Annotated in this window: 19 protein-coding genes and 6 pseudogenes; 11 read left to right on the forward strand and 14 right to left on the reverse strand. The window is 48.6% G+C overall.

Translation table 11 applies throughout. The features are described 5' to 3' along the window. Both FVA72_RS00165 and FVA72_RS00170 read right to left on the reverse strand, forming a co-directional pair. The gene (locus FVA72_RS00165) at positions 1-813 is read right to left on the reverse strand and encodes a subclass B1 metallo-beta-lactamase NDM-1 (protein WP_004201164.1); all 813 of its coding nucleotides are present in this window, start codon (positions 811-813) and stop codon (positions 1-3) included. Between the two features lie 100 nt (positions 814-913). Then, positions 914-1303: pseudogene (locus tag FVA72_RS00170) on the reverse strand (IS30 family transposase); the annotation flags it as partial. On the opposite strand from FVA72_RS00170, the pseudogene FVA72_RS00175 reads away from it, so the two are divergent. The 3 genes and pseudogenes from FVA72_RS00175 to FVA72_RS00185 all read left to right on the forward strand — a co-directional run. Beyond that, positions 1292-1618: pseudogene (locus tag FVA72_RS00175) on the forward strand (dihydropteroate synthase); the annotation flags it as partial. The pseudogenes FVA72_RS00170 and FVA72_RS00175 overlap by 12 nt on opposite strands. Before the next feature lie 404 nt (positions 1619-2022). Then, complete coding sequence (locus FVA72_RS00180) at positions 2023-3564, forward strand: IS91-like element ISCR1 family transposase (RefSeq protein ID WP_000050481.1); 1542 nt, start codon at positions 2023-2025, stop codon at positions 3562-3564. Between the two features lie 210 nt (positions 3565-3774). Beyond that, complete coding sequence (locus tag FVA72_RS00185) at positions 3775-4632, forward strand: protein-disulfide reductase DsbD domain-containing protein (RefSeq protein ID WP_165119627.1); 858 nt, start codon at positions 3775-3777, stop codon at positions 4630-4632. 10 nt (positions 4633-4642) lie between these two features. Here the strand turns inward: FVA72_RS00185 and FVA72_RS00190 are convergent, their stop codons facing one another. From FVA72_RS00190 to FVA72_RS00205, 4 genes and pseudogenes are all read right to left on the reverse strand, one after another. Next, a complete protein-coding gene (locus FVA72_RS00190) occupies positions 4643-5281 on the reverse strand; it encodes a phosphoribosylanthranilate isomerase (protein WP_004201168.1) in 639 nt (212 codons plus the stop codon). 4 nt (positions 5282-5285) lie between these two features. Beyond that, positions 5286-5651, reverse strand: coding sequence for a bleomycin binding protein Ble-MBL (ble, locus tag FVA72_RS00195; protein WP_004201167.1), 366 nt, complete (start codon positions 5649-5651; stop codon positions 5286-5288). Between the two features lie 3 nt (positions 5652-5654). Further along, the gene (locus FVA72_RS00200; protein ID WP_004201164.1) at positions 5655-6467 is read right to left on the reverse strand and encodes a subclass B1 metallo-beta-lactamase NDM-1; all 813 of its coding nucleotides are present in this window, start codon (positions 6465-6467) and stop codon (positions 5655-5657) included. A gap of 100 nt (positions 6468-6567) precedes the next feature. After that, a pseudogene (locus FVA72_RS00205) lies at positions 6568-6957 on the reverse strand (IS30 family transposase); the annotation flags it as partial. Between FVA72_RS00205 and FVA72_RS00210 the strand changes: the two are divergent. The 4 genes and pseudogenes from FVA72_RS00210 to armA form a co-directional block, all read left to right on the forward strand. Continuing rightward, positions 6946-7272: pseudogene (locus FVA72_RS00210) on the forward strand (dihydropteroate synthase); the annotation flags it as partial. The pseudogenes FVA72_RS00205 and FVA72_RS00210 sit on opposite strands and share 12 nt — an antisense overlap. Before the next feature lie 404 nt (positions 7273-7676). Then, positions 7677-9218: an IS91-like element ISCR1 family transposase gene (locus FVA72_RS00215; protein WP_000050481.1), complete on the forward strand. Its 1542-nt coding sequence runs from the start codon at positions 7677-7679 to the stop codon at positions 9216-9218. Positions 9219-9451: 233 nt separating this feature from the next. Then, positions 9452-10291, forward strand: a pseudogene (locus tag FVA72_RS00220) (IS5 family transposase); the annotation flags it as partial. A 325-nt stretch (positions 10292-10616) separates the two neighbouring features. Further along, positions 10617-11390 carry a 16S rRNA (guanine(1405)-N(7))-methyltransferase ArmA gene (gene armA, locus FVA72_RS00225; RefSeq protein WP_000359986.1) on the forward strand — a complete coding sequence of 258 codons (774 nt, stop codon included), beginning with the start codon at positions 10617-10619 and terminating at the stop codon, positions 11388-11390. Here the strand turns inward: armA and FVA72_RS22170 are convergent. Continuing rightward, a complete protein-coding gene (locus FVA72_RS22170; RefSeq protein ID WP_071547994.1) occupies positions 11371-11586 on the reverse strand; it encodes an aminomethyltransferase beta-barrel domain-containing protein in 216 nt (71 codons plus the stop codon). The two genes, armA and FVA72_RS22170, sit on opposite strands and share 20 nt — an antisense overlap. Before the next feature lie 285 nt (positions 11587-11871). Beyond that, positions 11872-12057, reverse strand: a complete 186-nt coding sequence (locus FVA72_RS00235) for a hypothetical protein (protein WP_002026779.1) — start codon at positions 12055-12057, stop codon at positions 11872-11874. Between the two features lie 48 nt (positions 12058-12105). On the opposite strand from FVA72_RS00235, the gene FVA72_RS00240 reads away from it, so the two are divergent. From FVA72_RS00240 to FVA72_RS00250, 3 genes are all read left to right on the forward strand, one after another. After that, positions 12106-13290 carry an IS4-like element ISEc29 family transposase gene (locus tag FVA72_RS00240; RefSeq protein WP_002001451.1) on the forward strand — a complete coding sequence of 395 codons (1185 nt, stop codon included), beginning with the start codon at positions 12106-12108 and terminating at the stop codon, positions 13288-13290. A gap of 398 nt (positions 13291-13688) precedes the next feature. Further along, on the forward strand, positions 13689-15164 hold the full coding sequence (gene msr(E), locus FVA72_RS00245; RefSeq protein ID WP_000052512.1) for an ABC-F type ribosomal protection protein Msr(E): 1476 nt from the start codon (positions 13689-13691) through the stop codon (positions 15162-15164). A 55-nt stretch (positions 15165-15219) separates the two neighbouring features. Next, the gene (locus tag FVA72_RS00250; RefSeq protein WP_000155092.1) at positions 15220-16104 is read left to right on the forward strand and encodes an Mph(E) family macrolide 2'-phosphotransferase; all 885 of its coding nucleotides are present in this window, start codon (positions 15220-15222) and stop codon (positions 16102-16104) included. A 643-nt stretch (positions 16105-16747) separates the two neighbouring features. Here the strand turns inward: FVA72_RS00250 and FVA72_RS00260 are convergent. From FVA72_RS00260 to repM, 5 genes are all read right to left on the reverse strand, one after another. After that, positions 16748-18307 (reverse strand): IS66-like element ISAba24 family transposase, encoded by a 1560-nt coding sequence (locus FVA72_RS00260; RefSeq protein ID WP_000753551.1) that lies wholly within the window; start codon positions 18305-18307, stop codon positions 16748-16750. Positions 18308-18399: 92 nt separating this feature from the next. Next, positions 18400-18756: an IS66 family insertion sequence element accessory protein TnpB gene (gene tnpB, locus FVA72_RS00265; protein ID WP_000781558.1), complete on the reverse strand. Its 357-nt coding sequence runs from the start codon at positions 18754-18756 to the stop codon at positions 18400-18402. Positions 18757-18758: 2 nt separating this feature from the next. Further along, the gene (gene tnpA / locus FVA72_RS00270; RefSeq protein ID WP_000555098.1) at positions 18759-19043 is read right to left on the reverse strand and encodes an IS66 family insertion sequence element accessory protein TnpA; all 285 of its coding nucleotides are present in this window, start codon (positions 19041-19043) and stop codon (positions 18759-18761) included. 49 nt (positions 19044-19092) lie between these two features. Next, on the reverse strand, positions 19093-19434 hold the full coding sequence (locus FVA72_RS00275; protein ID WP_002026782.1) for a plasmid replication DNA-binding protein: 342 nt from the start codon (positions 19432-19434) through the stop codon (positions 19093-19095). Between the two features lie 66 nt (positions 19435-19500). After that, entirely contained in the window at positions 19501-20328 is an 828-nt protein-coding gene (gene repM / locus FVA72_RS00280; protein WP_000534216.1) for a replication initiation protein RepM, read from the reverse strand. Between repM and FVA72_RS00285 the strand changes: the two genes are divergently transcribed. Further along, positions 20319-21023: an IS6-like element IS26 family transposase gene (locus FVA72_RS00285; RefSeq protein ID WP_001067858.1), complete on the forward strand. Its 705-nt coding sequence runs from the start codon at positions 20319-20321 to the stop codon at positions 21021-21023. The two genes, repM and FVA72_RS00285, sit on opposite strands and share 10 nt — an antisense overlap. Positions 21024-21072: 49 nt before the next feature. Here FVA72_RS00285 and FVA72_RS00290 read toward each other — a convergent pair. Next, positions 21073-21147: pseudogene (locus tag FVA72_RS00290) on the reverse strand (IS6 family transposase); the annotation flags it as partial. Positions 21148-21221 lie beyond the last annotated feature (74 nt).

The following is a 21221-nucleotide window of genomic DNA, read 5'->3' on the forward strand; positions in this document are numbered from 1 at the left end:
TCAGCGCAGCTTGTCGGCCATGCGGGCCGTATGAGTGATTGCGGCGCGGCTATCGGGGGCGGAATGGCTCATCACGATCATGCTGGCCTTGGGGAACGCCGCACCAAACGCGCGCGCTGACGCGGCGTAGTGCTCAGTGTCGGCATCACCGAGATTGCCGAGCGACTTGGCCTTGCTGTCCTTGATCAGGCAGCCACCAAAAGCGATGTCGGTGCCGTCGATCCCAACGGTGATATTGTCACTGGTGTGGCCGGGGCCGGGGTAAAATACCTTGAGCGGGCCAAAGTTGGGCGCGGTTGCTGGTTCGACCCAGCCATTGGCGGCGAAAGTCAGGCTGTGTTGCGCCGCAACCATCCCCTCTTGCGGGGCAAGCTGGTTCGACAACGCATTGGCATAAGTCGCAATCCCCGCCGCATGCAGCGCGTCCATACCGCCCATCTTGTCCTGATGCGCGTGAGTCACCACCGCCAGCGCGACCGGCAGGTTGATCTCCTGCTTGATCCAGTTGAGGATCTGGGCGGTCTGGTCATCGGTCCAGGCGGTATCGACCACCAGCACGCGGCCGCCATCCCTGACGATCAAACCGTTGGAAGCGACTGCCCCGAAACCCGGCATGTCGAGATAGGAAGTGTGCTGCCAGACATTCGGTGCGAGCTGGCGGAAAACCAGATCGCCAAACCGTTGGTCGCCAGTTTCCATTTGCTGGCCAATCGTCGGGCGGATTTCACCGGGCATGCACCCGCTCAGCATCAATGCAGCGGCTAATGCGGTGCTCAGCTTCGCGACCGGGTGCATAATATTGGGCAATTCCATCAAGTTTTCCTTTTATTCAGCATTAAAAACCCCGCAAATGCGAGGCCTAGTAAATAGATGATCTTAATTTGGTTCACTGTAGCAAAAATATGGGGCGAATTCAAACATGAGGTGCGACAGTTTCAAAAGCCATATGATAATCAACAAGCTGAGCAAATTTCTCTAATGGTGTAAGCCAATCTAACGCCTTTCTAGGACGAGTATTCAGTGACATGGCAACTTGATTTAAATAATGCTGATCTGCCTGATTTAAATCAATCCCTTTAGGTAAATATTGCCTAATTAAACCATTCATATTTTCGCATGTGCCTTTTTGCCAGGGTGAATGTGGGTCACAGAAATATACATCTATGCCTAAATCTTCTTCGAGTATTTTATGTTCTGACATCTCACGTCCACGGTCATAGGTCAACGTTTTACGCAGTTCTGCAGGTAAATATTTCAGAGCTTCAGTTAAAGCCTTGCGCACTGATTCTGCCTTTGCCCGGGGATGGGATTTTTCTTGAGCCCCGCACCGGAAACATCGCTGCACGTGCTGTCGAACCTTCAAAAGCTGAAGTCGGCGTTGGGGCTTCCGCTATTGGTCTCGGTGTCGCGGAAATCCTTCTTGGGCGCCACCGTTGGCCTTCCTGTAAAGGATCTGGGTCCAGCGAGCCTTGCGGCGGAACTTCACGCGATCGGCAATGGCGCTGACTACGTCCGCACCCACGCGCCTGGAGATCTGCGAAGCGCAATCACCTTCTCGGAAACCCTCGCGAAATTTCGCAGTCGCGACGCCAGAGACCGAGGGTTAGATCATGCCTAGCATTCACCTTCCGGCCGCCCGCTAAATATCTCCTTTTGGGTTGTTAATAAAACATCCAATAAGTTGACTGTGCGTGAAAAAGAAAGTTTTGTGTGATGGCGTTGAAGATCGCACCGTTAAGCTCTTATGTGGGATGGTGCAGAGCTCGACGACTACCGATAAAACGCAACCGCCGCAAACAGACAAGAAAAAGCCCCAACTGATAACAGTTGGGGCTTCAGTATTGTGATTGGTGGAGCAATAGCACCCTGAACCCAAAACCTTATCGCTCAACCGGTAGTGGCTGATAACAACTCGTGAGGGCTATTGCGGGTTAAGCATTTAGCGATGTCTAGGGCCAGACTGGACGTCTGAACGCAAGCCGCTGATACTGTACATAACCACAGTATCAGCGGAGGATACCCATGTCGCTGGCAAGGAACGCCACGGCGAGTCAATCGCCCACTCAAACAAACGGTTACGAACGCCACCAACCCGACCAGACGCTGCTCTACCAGCTGGTTGAGCAGCACTACCCAGCCTTCAAAGCCTCACTCGAAGCCCAAGGTCAACACCTGCCTCGCTACATCCAACAAGAATTCAACGACCTCCTCCAATGTGGCCGTCTGGAGTATGGTTTCATGCGGGTTCGCTGCGAGGATTGTCATCACGAGCGTCTGGTCGCCTTCAGCTGTAAACGACGCGGCTTTTGCCCTAGCTGCGGTGCCCGCCGGATGGCCGAGAGTGCGGCGCTGCTGATAGACGAAGTCTTCCCCAAGGAGCCCATTCGCCAGTGGGTGCTCAGCTTTCCTTTCCAGCTACGCTTTTTGCTGGCTCGCCATCCCCAGCTGATGGGCCAGGTCTTGAGTATCGTCTATCGTACACTCTCAACTCATCTGATCAAAAAAGCCGGTTACACCAAAGCCTCTGCACAAACTGGCTCAGTGACTCTTATCCAACGCTTTGGCTCCGCGCTAAATCTCAATGTCCACTACCACATGCTGTTTCTCGATGGTGTCTATGCCGAAGATGACTATGGCAAGCAACGCTTCCATCGTGTCAAGGCACCCACTTACGATGAGCTGAATACGCTCGCTCACACCCTCAGCCATCGCATCGCTCGCTGCATGGAAAAGCGTGGGATTTTGGAGCGTGATGCCGAGAATACGTGGTTGACACTGGAAGAGGGCGAAGACGATACGCTGACTCAATTACATGGTGCTTCGGTTACGTATCGCATTGCCGTCGGCCCCCAGCAAGGGCGCAAAGTCTTCACCCTGCAAACCTTGCCAGGGCGTGAGGATAAAGCCGACTCAAGCAGTCGAGTAGCCAACCATGCTGGTTTCTCGCTACACGCCGGTGTGATGGCCGAAGCGCATCAGCGGGATAAGCTTGAGCGCTTGTGTCGCTACATTAGTCGGCCAGCGGTTTCAGAAAAACGTCTGGCATTAACCGCCAATGGGCAGGTGCGTTACGAGCTCAAAACTCCGTACCGCAATGGCACCACCCATGTGATCTTCGAGCCGCTGGACTTCATCGCCAAACTCGCTGCGTTGGTACCTAAGCCGCGAGTCAACCTCACACGCTTCCACGGCGTCTTTGCACCGAACAGCAAACACCGAGTTCAAGTAACACCCGCCAAGCGGGGCAAGAAGCCCGACAAATCGGAAGGTCTCGATACTAACTGGCGTGACAAGAGTCCTGCAGAGCGCCACCGCGCCATGACCTGGATGCAACGCCTCAAGCGAGTCTTCAATATTGATATTGAAGTCTGCGAACACTGCGGCGGTCACGTCAAAGTGATTGCCAGCATCGAAGATCCGAAGGTCATTGAGCAGATTCTCAAGCATCTGAAACAGAAAACAGCCAAGGCGAATGCCGCCAAGCAGCGTGAGCTGCCACCAGAACGAGCGCCGCCACTGACTCCCAGCCTGTTCGATCCATCACAGAGTCGTCTCTTTGACTGACGACCCCAAATCCAACACTGCTCAACACTGCCAACTTTTAAACGGGGCGGTGGGGCAGTTTGTATCTCTCGAGCTATCAGGCTAGAGATTTTACCGCCAAATCGAACCTTATTAGAGCGGTTTAGGCTGGACCGGCAGTTAAAATTGGGGCTTGAGCGGTAAACGAGTGAGGGAATTTCAGGTAAGATACTTCGGATGAGGAGCAAAAAGGTGGTTTATACTTCCTATACCCGGCACCGCACCTCGGTCAAGGCCGATGCCGCCTTCACCGGCGCGACCATGGCGCTGCCGAAGGGCAAGGCCTACCGCGACGAATTCTTCGGCGACGTCGAAACCTACCGCAAGGAATTGCTCGGCACCCTCACCGGCACGCCCGCGGCCGGCGCGAGCGCGACCACCCTGACCGTGAAGTACCAGGGCTGCGCCGATGCCGGCGTGTGCTACCCGCCGCAGACCCGCACCCTGAAGGTCGCGTTGCCGGGCGAAGCGGGCGCTGGCGGCTTCGGCTGTAAGGCGCGCGGGCTGCATGATTATGTCGTCAAGAACGGCTCTGCCGATCATCCCAACGCCGAGGTGAAATTCGCACTGGGTGATGTGGTCAACACCATGATCGGCTGCACTAATGGTGAAACGATCATGCTGTGCCACGACACCTCGCTGCCGCGCCCCTATTCTCTCGGCTTTCGGGTGCAAGGCACCGAGGGGCTGTGGATGGACGTCAACAAGTCGATCTATCTGGAGGGCAAGAGCCCACAGCCGCACCGCTGGGAGCCTGCCGAGGGCTGGTTTGCGAAATACGATCACCCGCTATGGAAACGCTACGCCGATCTGGCGGCAGGGGCCGGGCATGGCGGGATGGACTGGTTCGTGATCCACGCTTTTGTCGAGGCGCTGAAGGCCAAGGCCCCGATGCCAATCGACATTTACGACGCGCTGGCCTGGAGCGCGATCACGCCTCTGTCGGAACAATCGATTGCTGAGGGCAATCGCACGTTAGATTTTCCCGACTTCACCCGAGGGCAGTGGCGCACCCGCAAGCCGATCTTTGCGCTGAACGACGCCTATTGATCGACGCGATTTAGGCCAAGCGCACCGCAAAGGCGAAATTGGTAATCTTGTCGGTATCCTTGACGCCCGGCGCGCTTTCGACGCCGCTGGAGGTATCGACCAGCGGCGCTCCGGTGCGCGCAATCGCCTCGGCAACATTCGTCGGATTTAGCCCGCCTGCCAGCCCCCACGGCAAGGCACCGCGATATCCGGCCAGCAGCGACCAGTCGAACGCCAACCCCATGCCGCCGGGCAGCGCGCCTTTGGGGGTCTTGGCGTCGAACAAGATCAAGTCCGCCGCCCCGGCATAGGCTGCGGCGCGTGCGACATCGCTGGCGCTGGCGACGGGCAGCGCCTTCCACACCGGCTTGCCAAACCGCGCGCGCAACTGGGCCACGCGTTCGGGCGATTCCGAACCGTGCAGCTGCAGCGCGTTCAGCTTGGCTGCCACCAGTGCGTCGGCGATGACAGCATCATCCGCATCGACGAACAAACCGACCATGGCGATCTGGCCAGCTGCGCGCGATGTCAAAGCGCCCGCGACATTCGACGTAACCGCACGGGGCGACGCTGGATAGAACACCAACCCGGCATAGTCCGCCCGCGCCGCGATGGTCGCATCGAGCGCCTCGGGTGTGCTGATCCCGCAAATCTTGATTTTCGCGGGCATGCGGTCAGTCGGGGTTCTGGATCAGCCGCACCAGCGTGCAGTCGGGATCGATCAGGTAGCCGATCCTCAGGCCGCTCGCCTCCAGTTGCGGAGCTTTGAAGCGCGGCCAGCCGGTGCTTTTTTCCTCGGCTCCCGCCGCGTTCACCAATGCCACCATGGCATCGAGATCATCCAACCGCAGGCAACAGCCGAACGAGCTCGTAGCTGGGTCGAGGTCAGGATAGGGGAAGAATTCGAGCTGCAAACCGCCGCGCTGCAGGATCATCCAGCCGCGATCCTTCCAACTCGTCGCAAAGCCCAGCTTCGCATAAAACGCCTCTGTCACATCGAAATCGCGCGATGGCAGATTGGGGGTGACGTGGTCAGCCATGGCTCAGCGCAGCTTGTCGGCCATGCGGGCCGTATGAGTGATTGCGGCGCGGCTATCGGGGGCGGAATGGCTCATCACGATCATGCTGGCCTTGGGGAACGCCGCACCAAACGCGCGCGCTGACGCGGCGTAGTGCTCAGTGTCGGCATCACCGAGATTGCCGAGCGACTTGGCCTTGCTGTCCTTGATCAGGCAGCCACCAAAAGCGATGTCGGTGCCGTCGATCCCAACGGTGATATTGTCACTGGTGTGGCCGGGGCCGGGGTAAAATACCTTGAGCGGGCCAAAGTTGGGCGCGGTTGCTGGTTCGACCCAGCCATTGGCGGCGAAAGTCAGGCTGTGTTGCGCCGCAACCATCCCCTCTTGCGGGGCAAGCTGGTTCGACAACGCATTGGCATAAGTCGCAATCCCCGCCGCATGCAGCGCGTCCATACCGCCCATCTTGTCCTGATGCGCGTGAGTCACCACCGCCAGCGCGACCGGCAGGTTGATCTCCTGCTTGATCCAGTTGAGGATCTGGGCGGTCTGGTCATCGGTCCAGGCGGTATCGACCACCAGCACGCGGCCGCCATCCCTGACGATCAAACCGTTGGAAGCGACTGCCCCGAAACCCGGCATGTCGAGATAGGAAGTGTGCTGCCAGACATTCGGTGCGAGCTGGCGGAAAACCAGATCGCCAAACCGTTGGTCGCCAGTTTCCATTTGCTGGCCAATCGTCGGGCGGATTTCACCGGGCATGCACCCGCTCAGCATCAATGCAGCGGCTAATGCGGTGCTCAGCTTCGCGACCGGGTGCATAATATTGGGCAATTCCATCAAGTTTTCCTTTTATTCAGCATTAAAAACCCCGCAAATGCGAGGCCTAGTAAATAGATGATCTTAATTTGGTTCACTGTAGCAAAAATATGGGGCGAATTCAAACATGAGGTGCGACAGTTTCAAAAGCCATATGATAATCAACAAGCTGAGCAAATTTCTCTAATGGTGTAAGCCAATCTAACGCCTTTCTAGGACGAGTATTCAGTGACATGGCAACTTGATTTAAATAATGCTGATCTGCCTGATTTAAATCAATCCCTTTAGGTAAATATTGCCTAATTAAACCATTCATATTTTCGCATGTGCCTTTTTGCCAGGGTGAATGTGGGTCACAGAAATATACATCTATGCCTAAATCTTCTTCGAGTATTTTATGTTCTGACATCTCACGTCCACGGTCATAGGTCAACGTTTTACGCAGTTCTGCAGGTAAATATTTCAGAGCTTCAGTTAAAGCCTTGCGCACTGATTCTGCCTTTGCCCGGGGATGGGATTTTTCTTGAGCCCCGCACCGGAAACATCGCTGCACGTGCTGTCGAACCTTCAAAAGCTGAAGTCGGCGTTGGGGCTTCCGCTATTGGTCTCGGTGTCGCGGAAATCCTTCTTGGGCGCCACCGTTGGCCTTCCTGTAAAGGATCTGGGTCCAGCGAGCCTTGCGGCGGAACTTCACGCGATCGGCAATGGCGCTGACTACGTCCGCACCCACGCGCCTGGAGATCTGCGAAGCGCAATCACCTTCTCGGAAACCCTCGCGAAATTTCGCAGTCGCGACGCCAGAGACCGAGGGTTAGATCATGCCTAGCATTCACCTTCCGGCCGCCCGCTAAATATCTCCTTTTGGGTTGTTAATAAAACATCCAATAAGTTGACTGTGCGTGAAAAAGAAAGTTTTGTGTGATGGCGTTGAAGATCGCACCGTTAAGCTCTTATGTGGGATGGTGCAGAGCTCGACGACTACCGATAAAACGCAACCGCCGCAAACAGACAAGAAAAAGCCCCAACTGATAACAGTTGGGGCTTCAGTATTGTGATTGGTGGAGCAATAGCACCCTGAACCCAAAACCTTCTCGCTCAACCGGTAGTGGCTGATAACAACTCGTGAGGGCTATTGCGGGTTAAGCATTTAGCGATGTCTAGGGCCAGACTGGACGTCTGAACGCAAGCCGCTGATACTGTACATAACCACAGTATCAGCGGAGGATACCCATGTCGCTGGCAAGGAACGCCACGGCGAGTCAATCGCCCACTCAAACAAACGGTTACGAACGCCACCAACCCGACCAGACGCTGCTCTACCAGCTGGTTGAGCAGCACTACCCAGCCTTCAAAGCCTCACTCGAAGCCCAAGGTCAACACCTGCCTCGCTACATCCAACAAGAATTCAACGACCTCCTCCAATGTGGCCGTCTGGAGTATGGTTTCATGCGGGTTCGCTGCGAGGATTGTCATCACGAGCGTCTGGTCGCCTTCAGCTGTAAACGACGCGGCTTTTGCCCTAGCTGCGGTGCCCGCCGGATGGCCGAGAGTGCGGCGCTGCTGATAGACGAAGTCTTCCCCAAGGAGCCCATTCGCCAGTGGGTGCTCAGCTTTCCTTTCCAGCTACGCTTTTTGCTGGCTCGCCATCCCCAGCTGATGGGCCAGGTCTTGAGTATCGTCTATCGTACACTCTCAACTCATCTGATCAAAAAAGCCGGTTACACCAAAGCCTCTGCACAAACTGGCTCAGTGACTCTTATCCAACGCTTTGGCTCCGCGCTAAATCTCAATGTCCACTACCACATGCTGTTTCTCGATGGTGTCTATGCCGAAGATGACTATGGCAAGCAACGCTTCCATCGTGTCAAGGCACCCACTTACGATGAGCTGAATACGCTCGCTCACACCCTCAGCCATCGCATCGCTCGCTGCATGGAAAAGCGTGGGATTTTGGAGCGTGATGCCGAGAATACGTGGTTGACACTGGAAGAGGGCGAAGACGATACGCTGACTCAATTACATGGTGCTTCGGTTACGTATCGCATTGCCGTCGGCCCCCAGCAAGGGCGCAAAGTCTTCACCCTGCAAACCTTGCCAGGGCGTGAGGATAAAGCCGACTCAAGCAGTCGAGTAGCCAACCATGCTGGTTTCTCGCTACACGCCGGTGTGATGGCCGAAGCGCATCAGCGGGATAAGCTTGAGCGCTTGTGTCGCTACATTAGTCGGCCAGCGGTTTCAGAAAAACGTCTGGCATTAACCGCCAATGGGCAGGTGCGTTACGAGCTCAAAACTCCGTACCGCAATGGCACCACCCATGTGATCTTCGAGCCGCTGGACTTCATCGCCAAACTCGCTGCGTTGGTACCTAAGCCGCGAGTCAACCTCACACGCTTCCACGGCGTCTTTGCACCGAACAGCAAACACCGAGTTCAAGTAACACCCGCCAAGCGGGGCAAGAAGCCCGACAAATCGGAAGGTCTCGATACTAACTGGCGTGACAAGAGTCCTGCAGAGCGCCACCGCGCCATGACCTGGATGCAACGCCTCAAGCGAGTCTTCAATATTGATATTGAAGTCTGCGAACACTGCGGCGGTCACGTCAAAGTGATTGCCAGCATCGAAGATCCGAAGGTCATTGAGCAGATTCTCAAGCATCTGAAACAGAAAACAGCCAAGGCGAATGCCGCCAAGCAGCGTGAGCTGCCACCAGAACGAGCGCCGCCACTGACTCCCAGCCTGTTCGATCCATCACAGAGTCGTCTCTTTGACTGACGACCCCAAATCCAACACTGCTCAACACTGCCAACTTTTAAACGGGGCGGTGGGGCAGTTTGTATCTCTCGAGCTATCAGGCTAGAGATTTTACCGCCAAATCGAACCTTATTAGAGCGGTTTAGGCTGGACCGGCAGTTAAAATTGGGGCTTGAGCGGTAAACGAGTGAGGGAATTTCAGGTAAGATACTTCGGATGAGGAGCAAAAAGGTGGTTTATACTTCCTATACCCCTGGATGGACGAACAAGCCATTAAGCAGTGGCATTGCCTGGTCCACCATGGCCGCCGAGGGAGAGGTTTCCACTACAGTGACACCGCCATTGAGACGGCCCTGATGCTAAAAGGCTTGTTCAAGTTGCCGCTGCGGGCGCTAGAAGGCTTCATTAACTCGTTGTTCCAACTGATGGCGGTGCCTTTGCAGTCGCCGGACTATAGCTGTATCAGCAAGCGCGCCAAGACCGTCGACATCAAGTACCGCCTCCCCAGCCAAGGCCCGGTGGCTCACTTGGTCATTGATGCCACCGGCCTCAAGGTCTATGGCGAAGGCGAATGGAAAATTCGCAAACACGGCAAGGAGAAGCGACGAGTGTGGCGCAAGCTCCACTTGGCGGTGGATGCCACAACCCATGCGGTCATCGCTGCCGAAGTCAGCCTGGAGACGGTGGCGGATAACGAGGTGTTACCGACGTTGCTCAACCCCTTACGACGCAAGATAAAACAGGTCAGCGCCGATGGTGCGTATGACACCAAGGCCTGTCATGCGCTACTGAAGAAAAAGGGGGCGAAAGCCACCATACCGCCGAGAAAAAATGCGGCACCGTGGGAGGAAGGCCATCCCCGCAACGAGGCGGTGACGGCGCTCAAGGCCGGTGAACTGAAGCAATGGAAGAAAGACTCCGGCTATCACCAGCGCTCGATAGCCGAGACCGCCATGTACCGGTTCAAGCAACTCATCGGGCCAACGCTGAGCCTGCGGAACTACAACGCCCAGGTGGGCGAAATCCTGGCTGGCGTGAAGGTGATGAACAAGCTGATAGGGCTTGGTATGCCTGTTCGCCAGCCAGTGAATTGAGTGGTATCAACGGGTTGGGGAACGGCCATCCAGCGACGGATTTGGTCAACAACGCCGATAACACCTCGAAATCGGAGTTTATATGGCTTCGTGGGGGAGTTATGTGTTTGAGCTTTGTCGCATTAACGCGAATCAGGGGTTGACGGCAGAAATGGACTGGAATTACACTTCTTAGAGTCGGCGTTGCCGGAAAATTCTGATTGGATTAGTTGTTCGGGGTGCGAAAACAGTCGTAGTTCGGGGGAAAAACCGAATTTTGACCCGAAACCGCAAAAAACCCGAAATGACAGTTCCTATCAAATACTTAACTTGTAGGTACTTTCAAATGGATAAGAATGATGTTGTTAAGAAGATACTTGAATCAAAAAAGTACGAAAACCTTGATTCAGATATTGTTGAAAAGGTTGTTTCCATTTCTGAGAAGAAATATAAATTAAAGGAAGTTGAGAATTATTCTAAAAAGAAATTGCATCAAATATGGGGGTCTTACTATTCTGCCTATCCTAATTGGGATAAATTATTAAAAAAGTACAATCAGGGGCAGTTATCAATAGAAGATTTACTAAAGATTCATTCTTCGACGAATGAAAGAGTCGCAACATTAAATGACTTTTACACTTATGTATTTGGAAATATCAAACATGTCTCATCTATTTTAGATTTTGGTTGTGGCTTCAATCCATTAGCTTTATACCAATGGAATGAAAATGAAAAAATAATATATCATGCATACGATATTGATAGAGCTGAGATAGCTTTTTTGAGTAGCATTATTGGGAAGTTAAAGACGACGATAAAGTATAGGTTTTTGAATAAAGAGAGTGATGTCTACAAAGGTACTTATGATGTAGTATTCCTTTTAAAGATGCTTCCTGTGCTAAAACAGCAAGATGTAAATATCTTGGATTTCCTACAGCTTTTTCATACTCAAAACTTTGTAATATCTTTTCCAATAAAGTCTTTATCTGGAAAGGAGAAGGGAATGGAAGAGAATTACCAGCTATGGTTTGAATCTTTTACAAAAGGTTGGATAAAAATCCTTGATTCGAAGGTTATAGGGAATGAGTTAGTATATATTACTAGTGGATTTCAGAAATAACTCCGCCTCCAAGGCACTCATTTTCTTGGAAAAGTACTAAACTCTGTCCAACGGCTGGAGCCCATTGTGGTGCAGAAAATTCAAATATATATCCATTTTCATTCTGGGTTACTTTTACTGGTGTATCCTGACTTCTATAACGGATAGATGCTGTATAGTTATTATTAAGTAATGAAGTTTCGTTTATCAAGTGCAATTCTGAAACACTTACTATGTTTTTCCAAAGTTTTGGATTATCTTTTCCTTGGACAACATAGAGGATATTTTGAGGAAAAGATAGGTTTCAACTACAGTTTAGAAGGTTAAAAACAAATGCATGCATGGCTCAAAAGCAATCTAGGGAAGGTGCGAATAAGCGGGGAAATTCTTCTCGGCTGACTCAGTCATTTCATTTTTTCCTGTTTGAGCCGTTTTTTCTCCCGTAAATGCACTGTATACCGATATGGGCAGGGCGAAGCGCTAAAGTACAACAATCTTATTGTTAGCTATTGTCTTGGCGTTCCAGAAAATCTTTAAACTCAATAGTATAAAGCCGTAACAGCACCATGGTTAACGCAAAAATAATTGGCCCATAAATCAAACCAATTAAACCAAAGAGTTGCAAACCACCTGAGGTATCCCCAGAAATTCTGTAGTTAAAATAAAATGTTAGTTGATTGGGGAACATTCATGGCGGTTCCTGATCTGATCATTCGCCAAAACTCCCACACCGCGGATGCTCACCATGAATGTAAAAGCTATGCTCGCTGATTTCCTCACCTTTGTCACGCCAAAATCAATGCATAAAGCCCGATTTTCGGTTTTGCTAGATGCGGTAACCGCCCTGGCAAAGGATGCGTGTTGCACCGTTACTGCGATTGGCCGGGCGATGCCTGGCTCTTCAGATAAGGTCAGTATCAAACGGGCAGATCGTCTACTCAATAATCCTAACCTGCAACGAGAGCTGCCATTGATTTATGCTGCGCTGACGGCTTCTATTGTTGGCCATAAAACTAAGCCGATGATTTTGGTTGACTGGAGCAATGCCGATACTGCCAAGCGACACTTTATCCTGCGTGCCAGCATTGCCGCTGACGGTAGAGCGTTGACTCTGCTACAGAAGATTGCCGCCGCAGAAGATTATACCTGCCCACACCTACACGGGGCGTTTTTAAAGCAGCTTAAAGCCATGCTACCCAAGGACTGTAAGCCCGTAATTGTCACTGACGCGGGGTTTAAAGTTCCATGGCTGAAACAAGTGCGTAAGCTGGGATGGCATTATGTAGCTAGAGTTCGAGGCAATGTGAAGCTTAAATTGGCAGAGCAGGACAAGTTTATCAGTGTTAATCAGCTTTATCGGCAAGCGAAGAAGGATCCAAAAAGTGTAGGAAAAATCATGCTTGCCCAAACACAACACTATGAAACGCAGGCCGTCCTGGTTGGCAAAGGTTATAAGCTATTGAAACGCGATAAAAATAAGACGTATAAGGAACCATGGTTGTTGGTGTCATCCTTAGCTGACTGCCATGGGTATGCGGATAAAATTGCTAAGTGCTACAGTAGCCGAATGCAAATTGAAGAAAGCTTCCGTGATCAGAAAAGTCACCGCTATGGCCTGGGTAGCGATTTGCATGGTACCAAGAAGAAATCTCGCTTAGAGATACTGCTACTACTGGCCGCATTGGTTAATTGGTTTCATTACCTGCTAGGTAGCGCAGCGGAGAAAGCGGGTTTGCACCTGCGTTATCAAGCTAACACCGTTAAAAATAGGCGGGTATTGGCCCTGAATTTCCTTGGGATATTACTTTGCAAAGAACCCAAACAGCGAATACGCAGGCAATATTATCAGCAGGGACTTAAACAAATACTACAGTGGGTGGTTCAGTGGGACTGGGCAGTAATCAAACAGGCTGATAGCTGATTGTATGAATGGAAATTTTGTGGGGATCCCTCAGGTTGTCTAGACTTCTTTTAACAGTAAAGTTATCATAAAACTGAATTTTATTTTTTAGGTAAGTTTATGCATTCTATCCGCATTCGTTAAGACACAACTATTTGCATAGTGACACTATTTTATAATGGTGGGCTTTTGTTGTGTCTTTAAGAATATATGCGGATATATAAAGTAAAAGTATGCTTAATTTATAAGTATGCTTTTAGTGCATAGTTTCCAGTTATAACTTAATTGACTAGCTATTTGTCCACCCTGTGGATGAATAGCTTTTTTTTTGGGAGGACACTGTGATGCTAGCTTTTGTTTTCACCTAAATCCTGTTTGCTGCATAAAAAATTTCAAGAGCTAAACAGGAGTAAATAAAAATGAGTTTAATTATTAAAGCGAGAAACATACGCTTGGATTATGCTGGGCGTGATGTTTTGGATATTGATGAATTGGAAATTCACTCTTATGACCGTATTGGTCTTGTGGGTGATAACGGAGCAGGAAAGAGTAGTTTACTCAAAGTACTTAATGGCGAAATTGTTTTAGCCGAAGCGACATTACAGCGTTTTGGTGATTTTGCACATATCAGCCAACTGGGCGGAATCGAAATAGAAACGGTCGAAGACCGGGCAATGTTATCTCGCCTTGGTGTTTCCAATGTACAAAACGACACAATGAGTGGCGGAGAGGAAACTCGTGCAAAAATTGCTGCCGCATTTTCCCAACAAGTACATGGCATTCTAGCGGATGAACCAACCAGCCACCTTGATCTCAATGGAATAGATCTACTTATTGGTCAACTTAAAGCATTTGATGGAGCATTACTTGTTATCAGTCATGACCGATATTTTCTTGATATGGTTGTAGACAAGATATGGGAGTTAAAAGACGGTAAAATTACGGAATATTGGGGTGGTTACTCGGATTACTTGCGTCAAAAAGAAGAAGAGCGACAACACCAAGCCGTAGAATATGAGCTGATGATGAAGGAACGGGAGCGATTAGAATCTGCTGTGCAAGAAAAACGCCAGCAAGCTAATCGATTAGACAATAAGAAAAAAGGAGAAAAATCCAAAAACTCTACCGAAAGTGCTGGACGACTTGGGCATGCAAAAATGACTGGCACCAAGCAAAGAAAACTGTATCAGGCAGCTAAGAGTATGGAAAAGCGTTTGGCTGCATTAGAAGATATTCAAGCACCAGAGCATTTGCGTTCTATTCGTTTTCGTCAAAGTTCAGCCCTAGAACTGCACAATAAGTTCCCGATTACGGCAGATGGTCTGAGCTTAAAATTTGGTAGCCGTACTATCTTTGATGACGCTAACTTTATAATACCGCTTGGCGCTAAAGTCGCTATAACTGGATCGAATGGAACAGGGAAAACGTCCTTGTTAAAAATGATATCAGAACGTGCTGATGGATTAACCATATCTCCAAAAGCTGAAATTGGCTACTTTACACAAACAGGATATAAATTTAACACGCATAAATCTGTGCTCTCCTTTATGCAGGAAGAGTGCGAGTACACAGTTGCGGAAATTCGTGCAGTATTGGCTTCAATGGGGATCGGAGCGAATGATATTCAAAAAAACTTATCCGACTTATCGGGAGGTGAAATCATCAAACTGCTTTTATCCAAAATGCTTTTAGGAAAATATAATATTTTGCTTATGGATGAACCAGGAAACTATCTTGACCTAAAAAGTATTGCCGCATTAGAAACAATGATGAAGTCCTATGCAGGAACTATTATCTTCGTATCTCATGACAAGCAATTGGTCGATAATATTGCTGACATTATCTACGAGATCAAAGACCACAAAATCATCAAGACTTTTGAGAGAGATTGTTAATGATAGCCAATCTAATCCGAACATTAATTATTGAACTCTTTAAAGGAAATTAAAAATGACAATTCAAGATATTCAATCACTTGCTGAAGCACACGGCTTGTTGCTTACGGACAAAATGAATTTCAATGAAATGGGCATTGATTTTAAGGTCGTTTTTGCTCTTGATACAAAGGGGCAACAATGGTTGCTGCGTATTCCTCGTCGTGATGGCATGAGGGAACAAATCAAGAAAGAAAAACGCATTTTAGAATTGGTAAAAAAACATCTTTCTGTAGAGGTTCCTGATTGGAGAATTTCATCTACAGAATTAGTGGCTTATCCCATACTTAAAGATAATCCTGTTTTAAATTTGGATGCTGAAACCTATGAAATAATTTGGAATATGGACAAAGATAGCCCGAAATACATAACATCTTTGGCAAAAACCTTATTTGAAATCCATAGTATTCCTGAAAAAGAAGTTCGGGAAAATGATTTGAAAATTATGAAACCTTCAGATTTAAGACCTGAAATAGCAAACAATTTGCAGTTAGTAAAATCTGAAATTGGTATAAGTGAGCAATTGGAAACCCGCTACAGAAAATGGTTGGATAATGATGTTCTATGGGCAGATTTCACCCAATTTATACATGGCGATTTATATGCTGGGCATGTACTAGCTTCAAAGGATGGAGCTGTTTCAGGCGTTATTGATTGGTCAACAGCCCATATAGATGACCCAGCGATTGATTTTGCTGGGCATGTAACTTTGTTTGGAGAAGAAAGCCTCAAAACTCTAATCATCGAGTATGAAAAACTAGGGGGTAAAGTTTGGAATAAACTATATGAACAGACTTTAGAAAGAGCAGCGGCCTCTCCTTTGATGTATGGTTTATTTGCCTTAGAAACTCAAAATGAAAGCCTTATCGTTGGAGCAAAAGCTCAGTTGGGAGTTATATAATTTAAAAATATGATTGCTGAGAACTGCCTTGTTTTGAAACTTGGTTGGCTTTAATTAGTTTTTAGTATTCTTTATAGAAAATGCCTCGATCAAGGGGCATTTCTAACAATCATTTAACATAAAATTTCTTATACGAAATGCTTGATATTTCTCTTTAAATATCATTATATTAACGTAAGCCGTTCTGGAGTATAGGGCACCAGAACGGCTTTTTATTGATTATTCATGTTCCACGATCACTAATTGAGCGATGTTCCACGGTTTTATTCAGTTTTAATAAACATCATCCGGTTTTTTGAGGAGTCATTATTTCAAGTGCTTGCACTGAAATTGGCTCTTCAAAAAACTGGAGTCTTGGCTAACCATATGGAAGGAAAAAGCGGCTTAGGAAGCCTCTCTTCTTCTGTTCTGGTTCAACATGCTCCGGGATAGGAATACGCTTATTGTCTTGCTGAGGAGTAGTCAATTCGTCATAGTTCGTTGCTAGTTCCGACCGAGGATCCGTTGCTATATCCTGTTTAAAGCTCTGATCGGTAAAGGTAGTCATATTGGCTTTTGGTGCTTCTAGTAAGCGCTGCATAGCTTCAATCTGTTCTTGATAAGTAAGCGTAACACCAACCACACCTTGCGGTGTGGCTGTTGATCAGTAAGGCAGTAGTTGTTGCAATTGCTCGTGGGTATTGGCTTTGGGCAACTCTGTCAGCAACCGGCATAAGTAATCATAGGGTTCCAGACCATTGATTTTGGCGGTTTCGACCAAGCTGTACAATGCGGCACTGGCCTGTGCACCCGACTTGGTATTGGCAAACAGCCATGCCTTGCGACCAATCACGAACGGTTTGATGGCGCGCTCAGCGCGATTGTTGTCGATATTCAACCTGCCATCATCCAGATAGCGCATCAGCTTGGGCCACTGGTTCAGGCTATACGTAATAGCGGCTCCCAGTAAACTTTCTTTCGTGACACTCTCGCTTGATTTATCCAGCCAGCTTTTGAATTGTTCTAACAGTGGCTTGGCTAGCGTTTGTCTGGCGTCATATTTCTTATCAGGCGGCACGGTTTTTAATTGACTCTCCAGTGCATAGAGTTTCTGGATATGGTTAAGGGCCACATCCGCCTTACCCGTTTTGCCTTTACCCTGCGCTTTTTGTGCTTCAACGAACTTACGTCTGGCATGTGCCCAGCAGCCGACTAAGGTTGCATGGGTTTTCTCATATCCGGCATAACCATCAACCTGCAGATAGCCGGCAAACCCCGCCAGGAAGTCGGTGGGATGTATGCTGCTGCGACTATCCTGATAATCAAACAGCACCAGTTTGGGGCCAGTACTTTGCTCTAAGCCACAGCCATATACCCACATGTAGCAGGTGCTTTTCTCAACATCCAGCACATTAACCGTGGTTTCATCTGCCCATAGCACCGGCTGTTTCAGAAGCTCAGCTTTCATTAACGCCAGTAACGGTTTCAGTTTCTCTGCACAGCTTATCAGCCAGCGGCTCATCGTTTGACGGCTAAGCTCAATGCCGGCCTGATTAAACAACTGCTCCTGACGGTACAGCGGCAAGCCATAGTGCATTTTGCTGCTGATGATTTGGGCAAGCAGACTCGGTGTGGCCATGCTTTTCGGGATAACTGCTGGCGGCACATCGGCAATTTTTATCTCGACCTTGGTGCCGTTGGTCTCACACTGCCGGCAGCTGTATTTCAGCCGCACGTTTCTAAGCACCCGGATTTGTGCTGGGACGAACTCGAGTTGCTCACTGACTTCTTCACCCATTTGATGCAGCGCATGGCCGCAGCAGGTACAGGTTTTATCGTCAATATCATGGATAACATCAACGCGCGGCAGCTCAGGGGCAATCCGTGGGCGGCGTGGCTTAGCGGCTTTCTCAGCGCTCTCGGTCGTCTGATTATCTGGCTCTGTCGCTACTGACTCGTCTTCAATCAGCTGTTCGGCCTCATTTAAGACTTCGCCATCACCTTCGTAGGTCTCGCTGCTGGGGCTAAATTTCTGGTACTTCTTCAGGTTGTAACGCTCCAGCAATTGCTGCAGCTTGTCCGACAGTTGCTGGTTAACCCGCTCTAATTTGGCGATGCGTTTATCTTTTTGCGCCAGTTTCCGCTCAAGCTTTTGCGTCTGCTCAAGCAGCATTTTCTTGAGCAGTTCAACATCATCAGGTAAGGATTGAGGTGTCTTTTTCATGGCCGCTATTGTAACGGCCAATTGGACTAAGTGCTTGGTAAGATTTAGATTGTTTTGGATGCGATCACAAGGATTTATAGCCGATCGTCATATCAGCCCACACTCTGGTAATGCAGTGGCTGATGGGCGGTGATTTTTTGAATATCGACACCTTGCAACAGCCAATGCCACTGTTGTTCGCTAATAGACAGGATTTTGCCAGGCATCTGCCTTGGCCAGCGGAACTTGTCTTTTTCAAGCCGCTTGTACCACAAGCAAAAGCCTGTGCTATCCCAGTACAGTACTTTTAACCGGGTACGCTGCTGATTGCAAAATACAAACAGTGCGCCACTAAAAGGCGAGAGCTGCATCTCTTGCTCAACTAGCAACGATAAACCATTAATAGATTTACGAAAGTCGACCGGCTGTTTATGCAAATAGACCTGGGGCACATCAAGAAACATTTTCATGGTCAGAGCGCTCTGAGCAAGGCCGCTAACCACAGCACATCAGTGCCGGCTGGAAACTGCAATTCCACATCACGCTTACGTAGTAAAATGGATTTATTCAGCTGCAAGCCCTGTGGCGTCAGCTCAATAAAGCCACCGTCATCATCCTGAAACGCCAACAATTGTCTCTTGCGATAACTAAAATATGTAGGAATGATGCCCTGACGTTTTGCAAATTCAGTTTGGGTGAGGCCACTTTGGGCTTGCTCGGCGAATAAAGCGAACCATTGTTCTTTGGTGCGGTGCATGATGATTACCCTGGCAGTTGATAATGGCAGACAGGGTAAAGTTGATCAGTTAGGATTGGAATGTGTGGTTGGCGTTACGCTTACCTTGATAAAACGATTCACGTTCTAAAGATTGATTTTCTCTCTGTATTGCCTGATTTAATTGTTTTTCCAGTATGTCAACTTGACGTTTTAGTAAGTCAACTTCTGTCAAGTTTTGACTGTTAATTGATTGACTTTGATTGACTGTATCCTCTTTTTTTTGTGGTTCCCCAAAAACTCTTAGGGCCTCTGAAAAGTCAATTAATCCATCAGATCCTTTAGATAAATTTCCTTTGTTTATATGTGCATATATGGCTTGTCTTGAATATCCATAAAGCTTAGCTAACTCTGAAACTGACAGTTTTTTCATTATGTAAACCAGTTTTCAACTTGTGTTAATACCTGACTGTTAACTTAACAATTTCAATTAACAATGTCATTGAAATCCTAATTTTCTGAGTAAAGGAAGTAATTCCTTAAATTTCTCTGCATCTTGCAGCATGGCAGCTATACGTACAGCAAACTGCTGATAGCTTTCTGTGCCTTGTGAATATTTACTCATCTCAGGAAGCTCTGAGAGCTTGTTGGCGAATAGATGGCGTTGTTTATCTGTTATTTTTGAAAAGAGGTCTAATGTATTCGGATCTCTTTTAGATTCGACTGAATGCGTGGCTGATTTTTTCTGTTTAAAGCTAAATGAAAAACCAGTAATAGATCTACCTGTTTTATGCTGTTCAACTTTGACAATAATATCGGTATGTTCATTTACTTGTTTTAATGCAATGTCTAAAACATATTTTTTAAAATCATACATTCGTTTGTATTCAGTCTCGAGTACACCTATTTTTTGTCTAAAATCATACATAGTTATGAGAGGCGTTTTTCCAGTACTACGCCATGCAATCAATATTTCATATAAACGAACAGCATAAGCACTTGTTAAATTACTTATTTGTTGTATTTCATACTTTGTAAATTGTTCTTCTAACCTAGTAATTAAAGGCACAATAGCAGGGGCAAAAATAAGTCTAACGACAGCTTCATTATCAATATAAGCCACCTCGCTCACCCATCTTGATTTGTGATTAATAGTGTTACCTTTTTCACTAAGACTCTGATAACTGAATTGTCTTGCAAACAAGTCATCGCAAGCATCTTTTAACGCCTGATAAGCCGTATTTCGATGTACACGGCACTGTTGCAAATAGTCGGTGGTGATAAACTTATCATCCCCTTTTGCTGATGGAGCTGCACATGAACCCATTCAAAGGCCGGCATTTTCAGCGTGACATCATTCTGTGGGCCGTACGCTGGTACTGCAAATACGGCATCAGTTACCGTGAGCTGCAGGAGATGCTGGCTGAACGCGGAGTGAATGTCGATCACTCCACGATTTACCGCTGGGTTCAGCGTTATGCGCCTGAAATGGAAAAACGGCTGCGCTGGTACTGGCGTAACCCTTCCGATCTTTGCCCGTGGCACATGGATGAAACCTACGTGAAGGTCAATGGCCGCTGGGCGTATCTGTACCGGGCCGTCGACAGCCGGGGCCGCACTGTCGATTTTTATCTCTCCTCCCGTCGTAACAGCAAAGCTGCATACCGGTTTCTGGGTAAAATCCTCAACAACGTGAAGAAGTGGCAGATCCCGCGATTCATCAACACGGATAAAGCGCCCGCCTATGGTCGCGCGCTTGCTCTGCTCAAACGCGAAGGCCGGTGCCCGTCTGACGTTGAACACCGACAGATTAAGTACCGGAACAACGTGATTGAATGCGATCATGGCAAACTGAAACGGATAATCAACGCCACGCTGGGATTTAAATCCATGAAGACGGCTTACGCCACCATCAAAGGTATTGAGGTGATGCGTGCACTACGCAAAGGCCAGGCCTCAGCATTTTATTATGGTGATCCCCTGGGCGAAATGCGCCTGGTAAGCAGAGTTTTTGAAATGTAAGGCCTTTGAATAAGACAAAAGGCTGCCTCATCGCTAACTTTGCAACAGTGCCGTATTTGCAGTACCAGCGTACGGCCCACAGAATGATGTCACGCTGAAAATGCCGGCCTTTGAATGGGTTCATGTGCAGCTCCATCAGCAAAAGGGGATGATAAGTTTATCACCACCGACTATTTGCAACAGTGCCGATAAAAATAT

The sequence above is a fragment of the Providencia sp. PROV061 genome, assembly GCF_011045655.1.
GTDB classification, from domain to species: Bacteria; Pseudomonadota; Gammaproteobacteria; order Enterobacterales; family Enterobacteriaceae; genus Providencia; species Providencia hangzhouensis.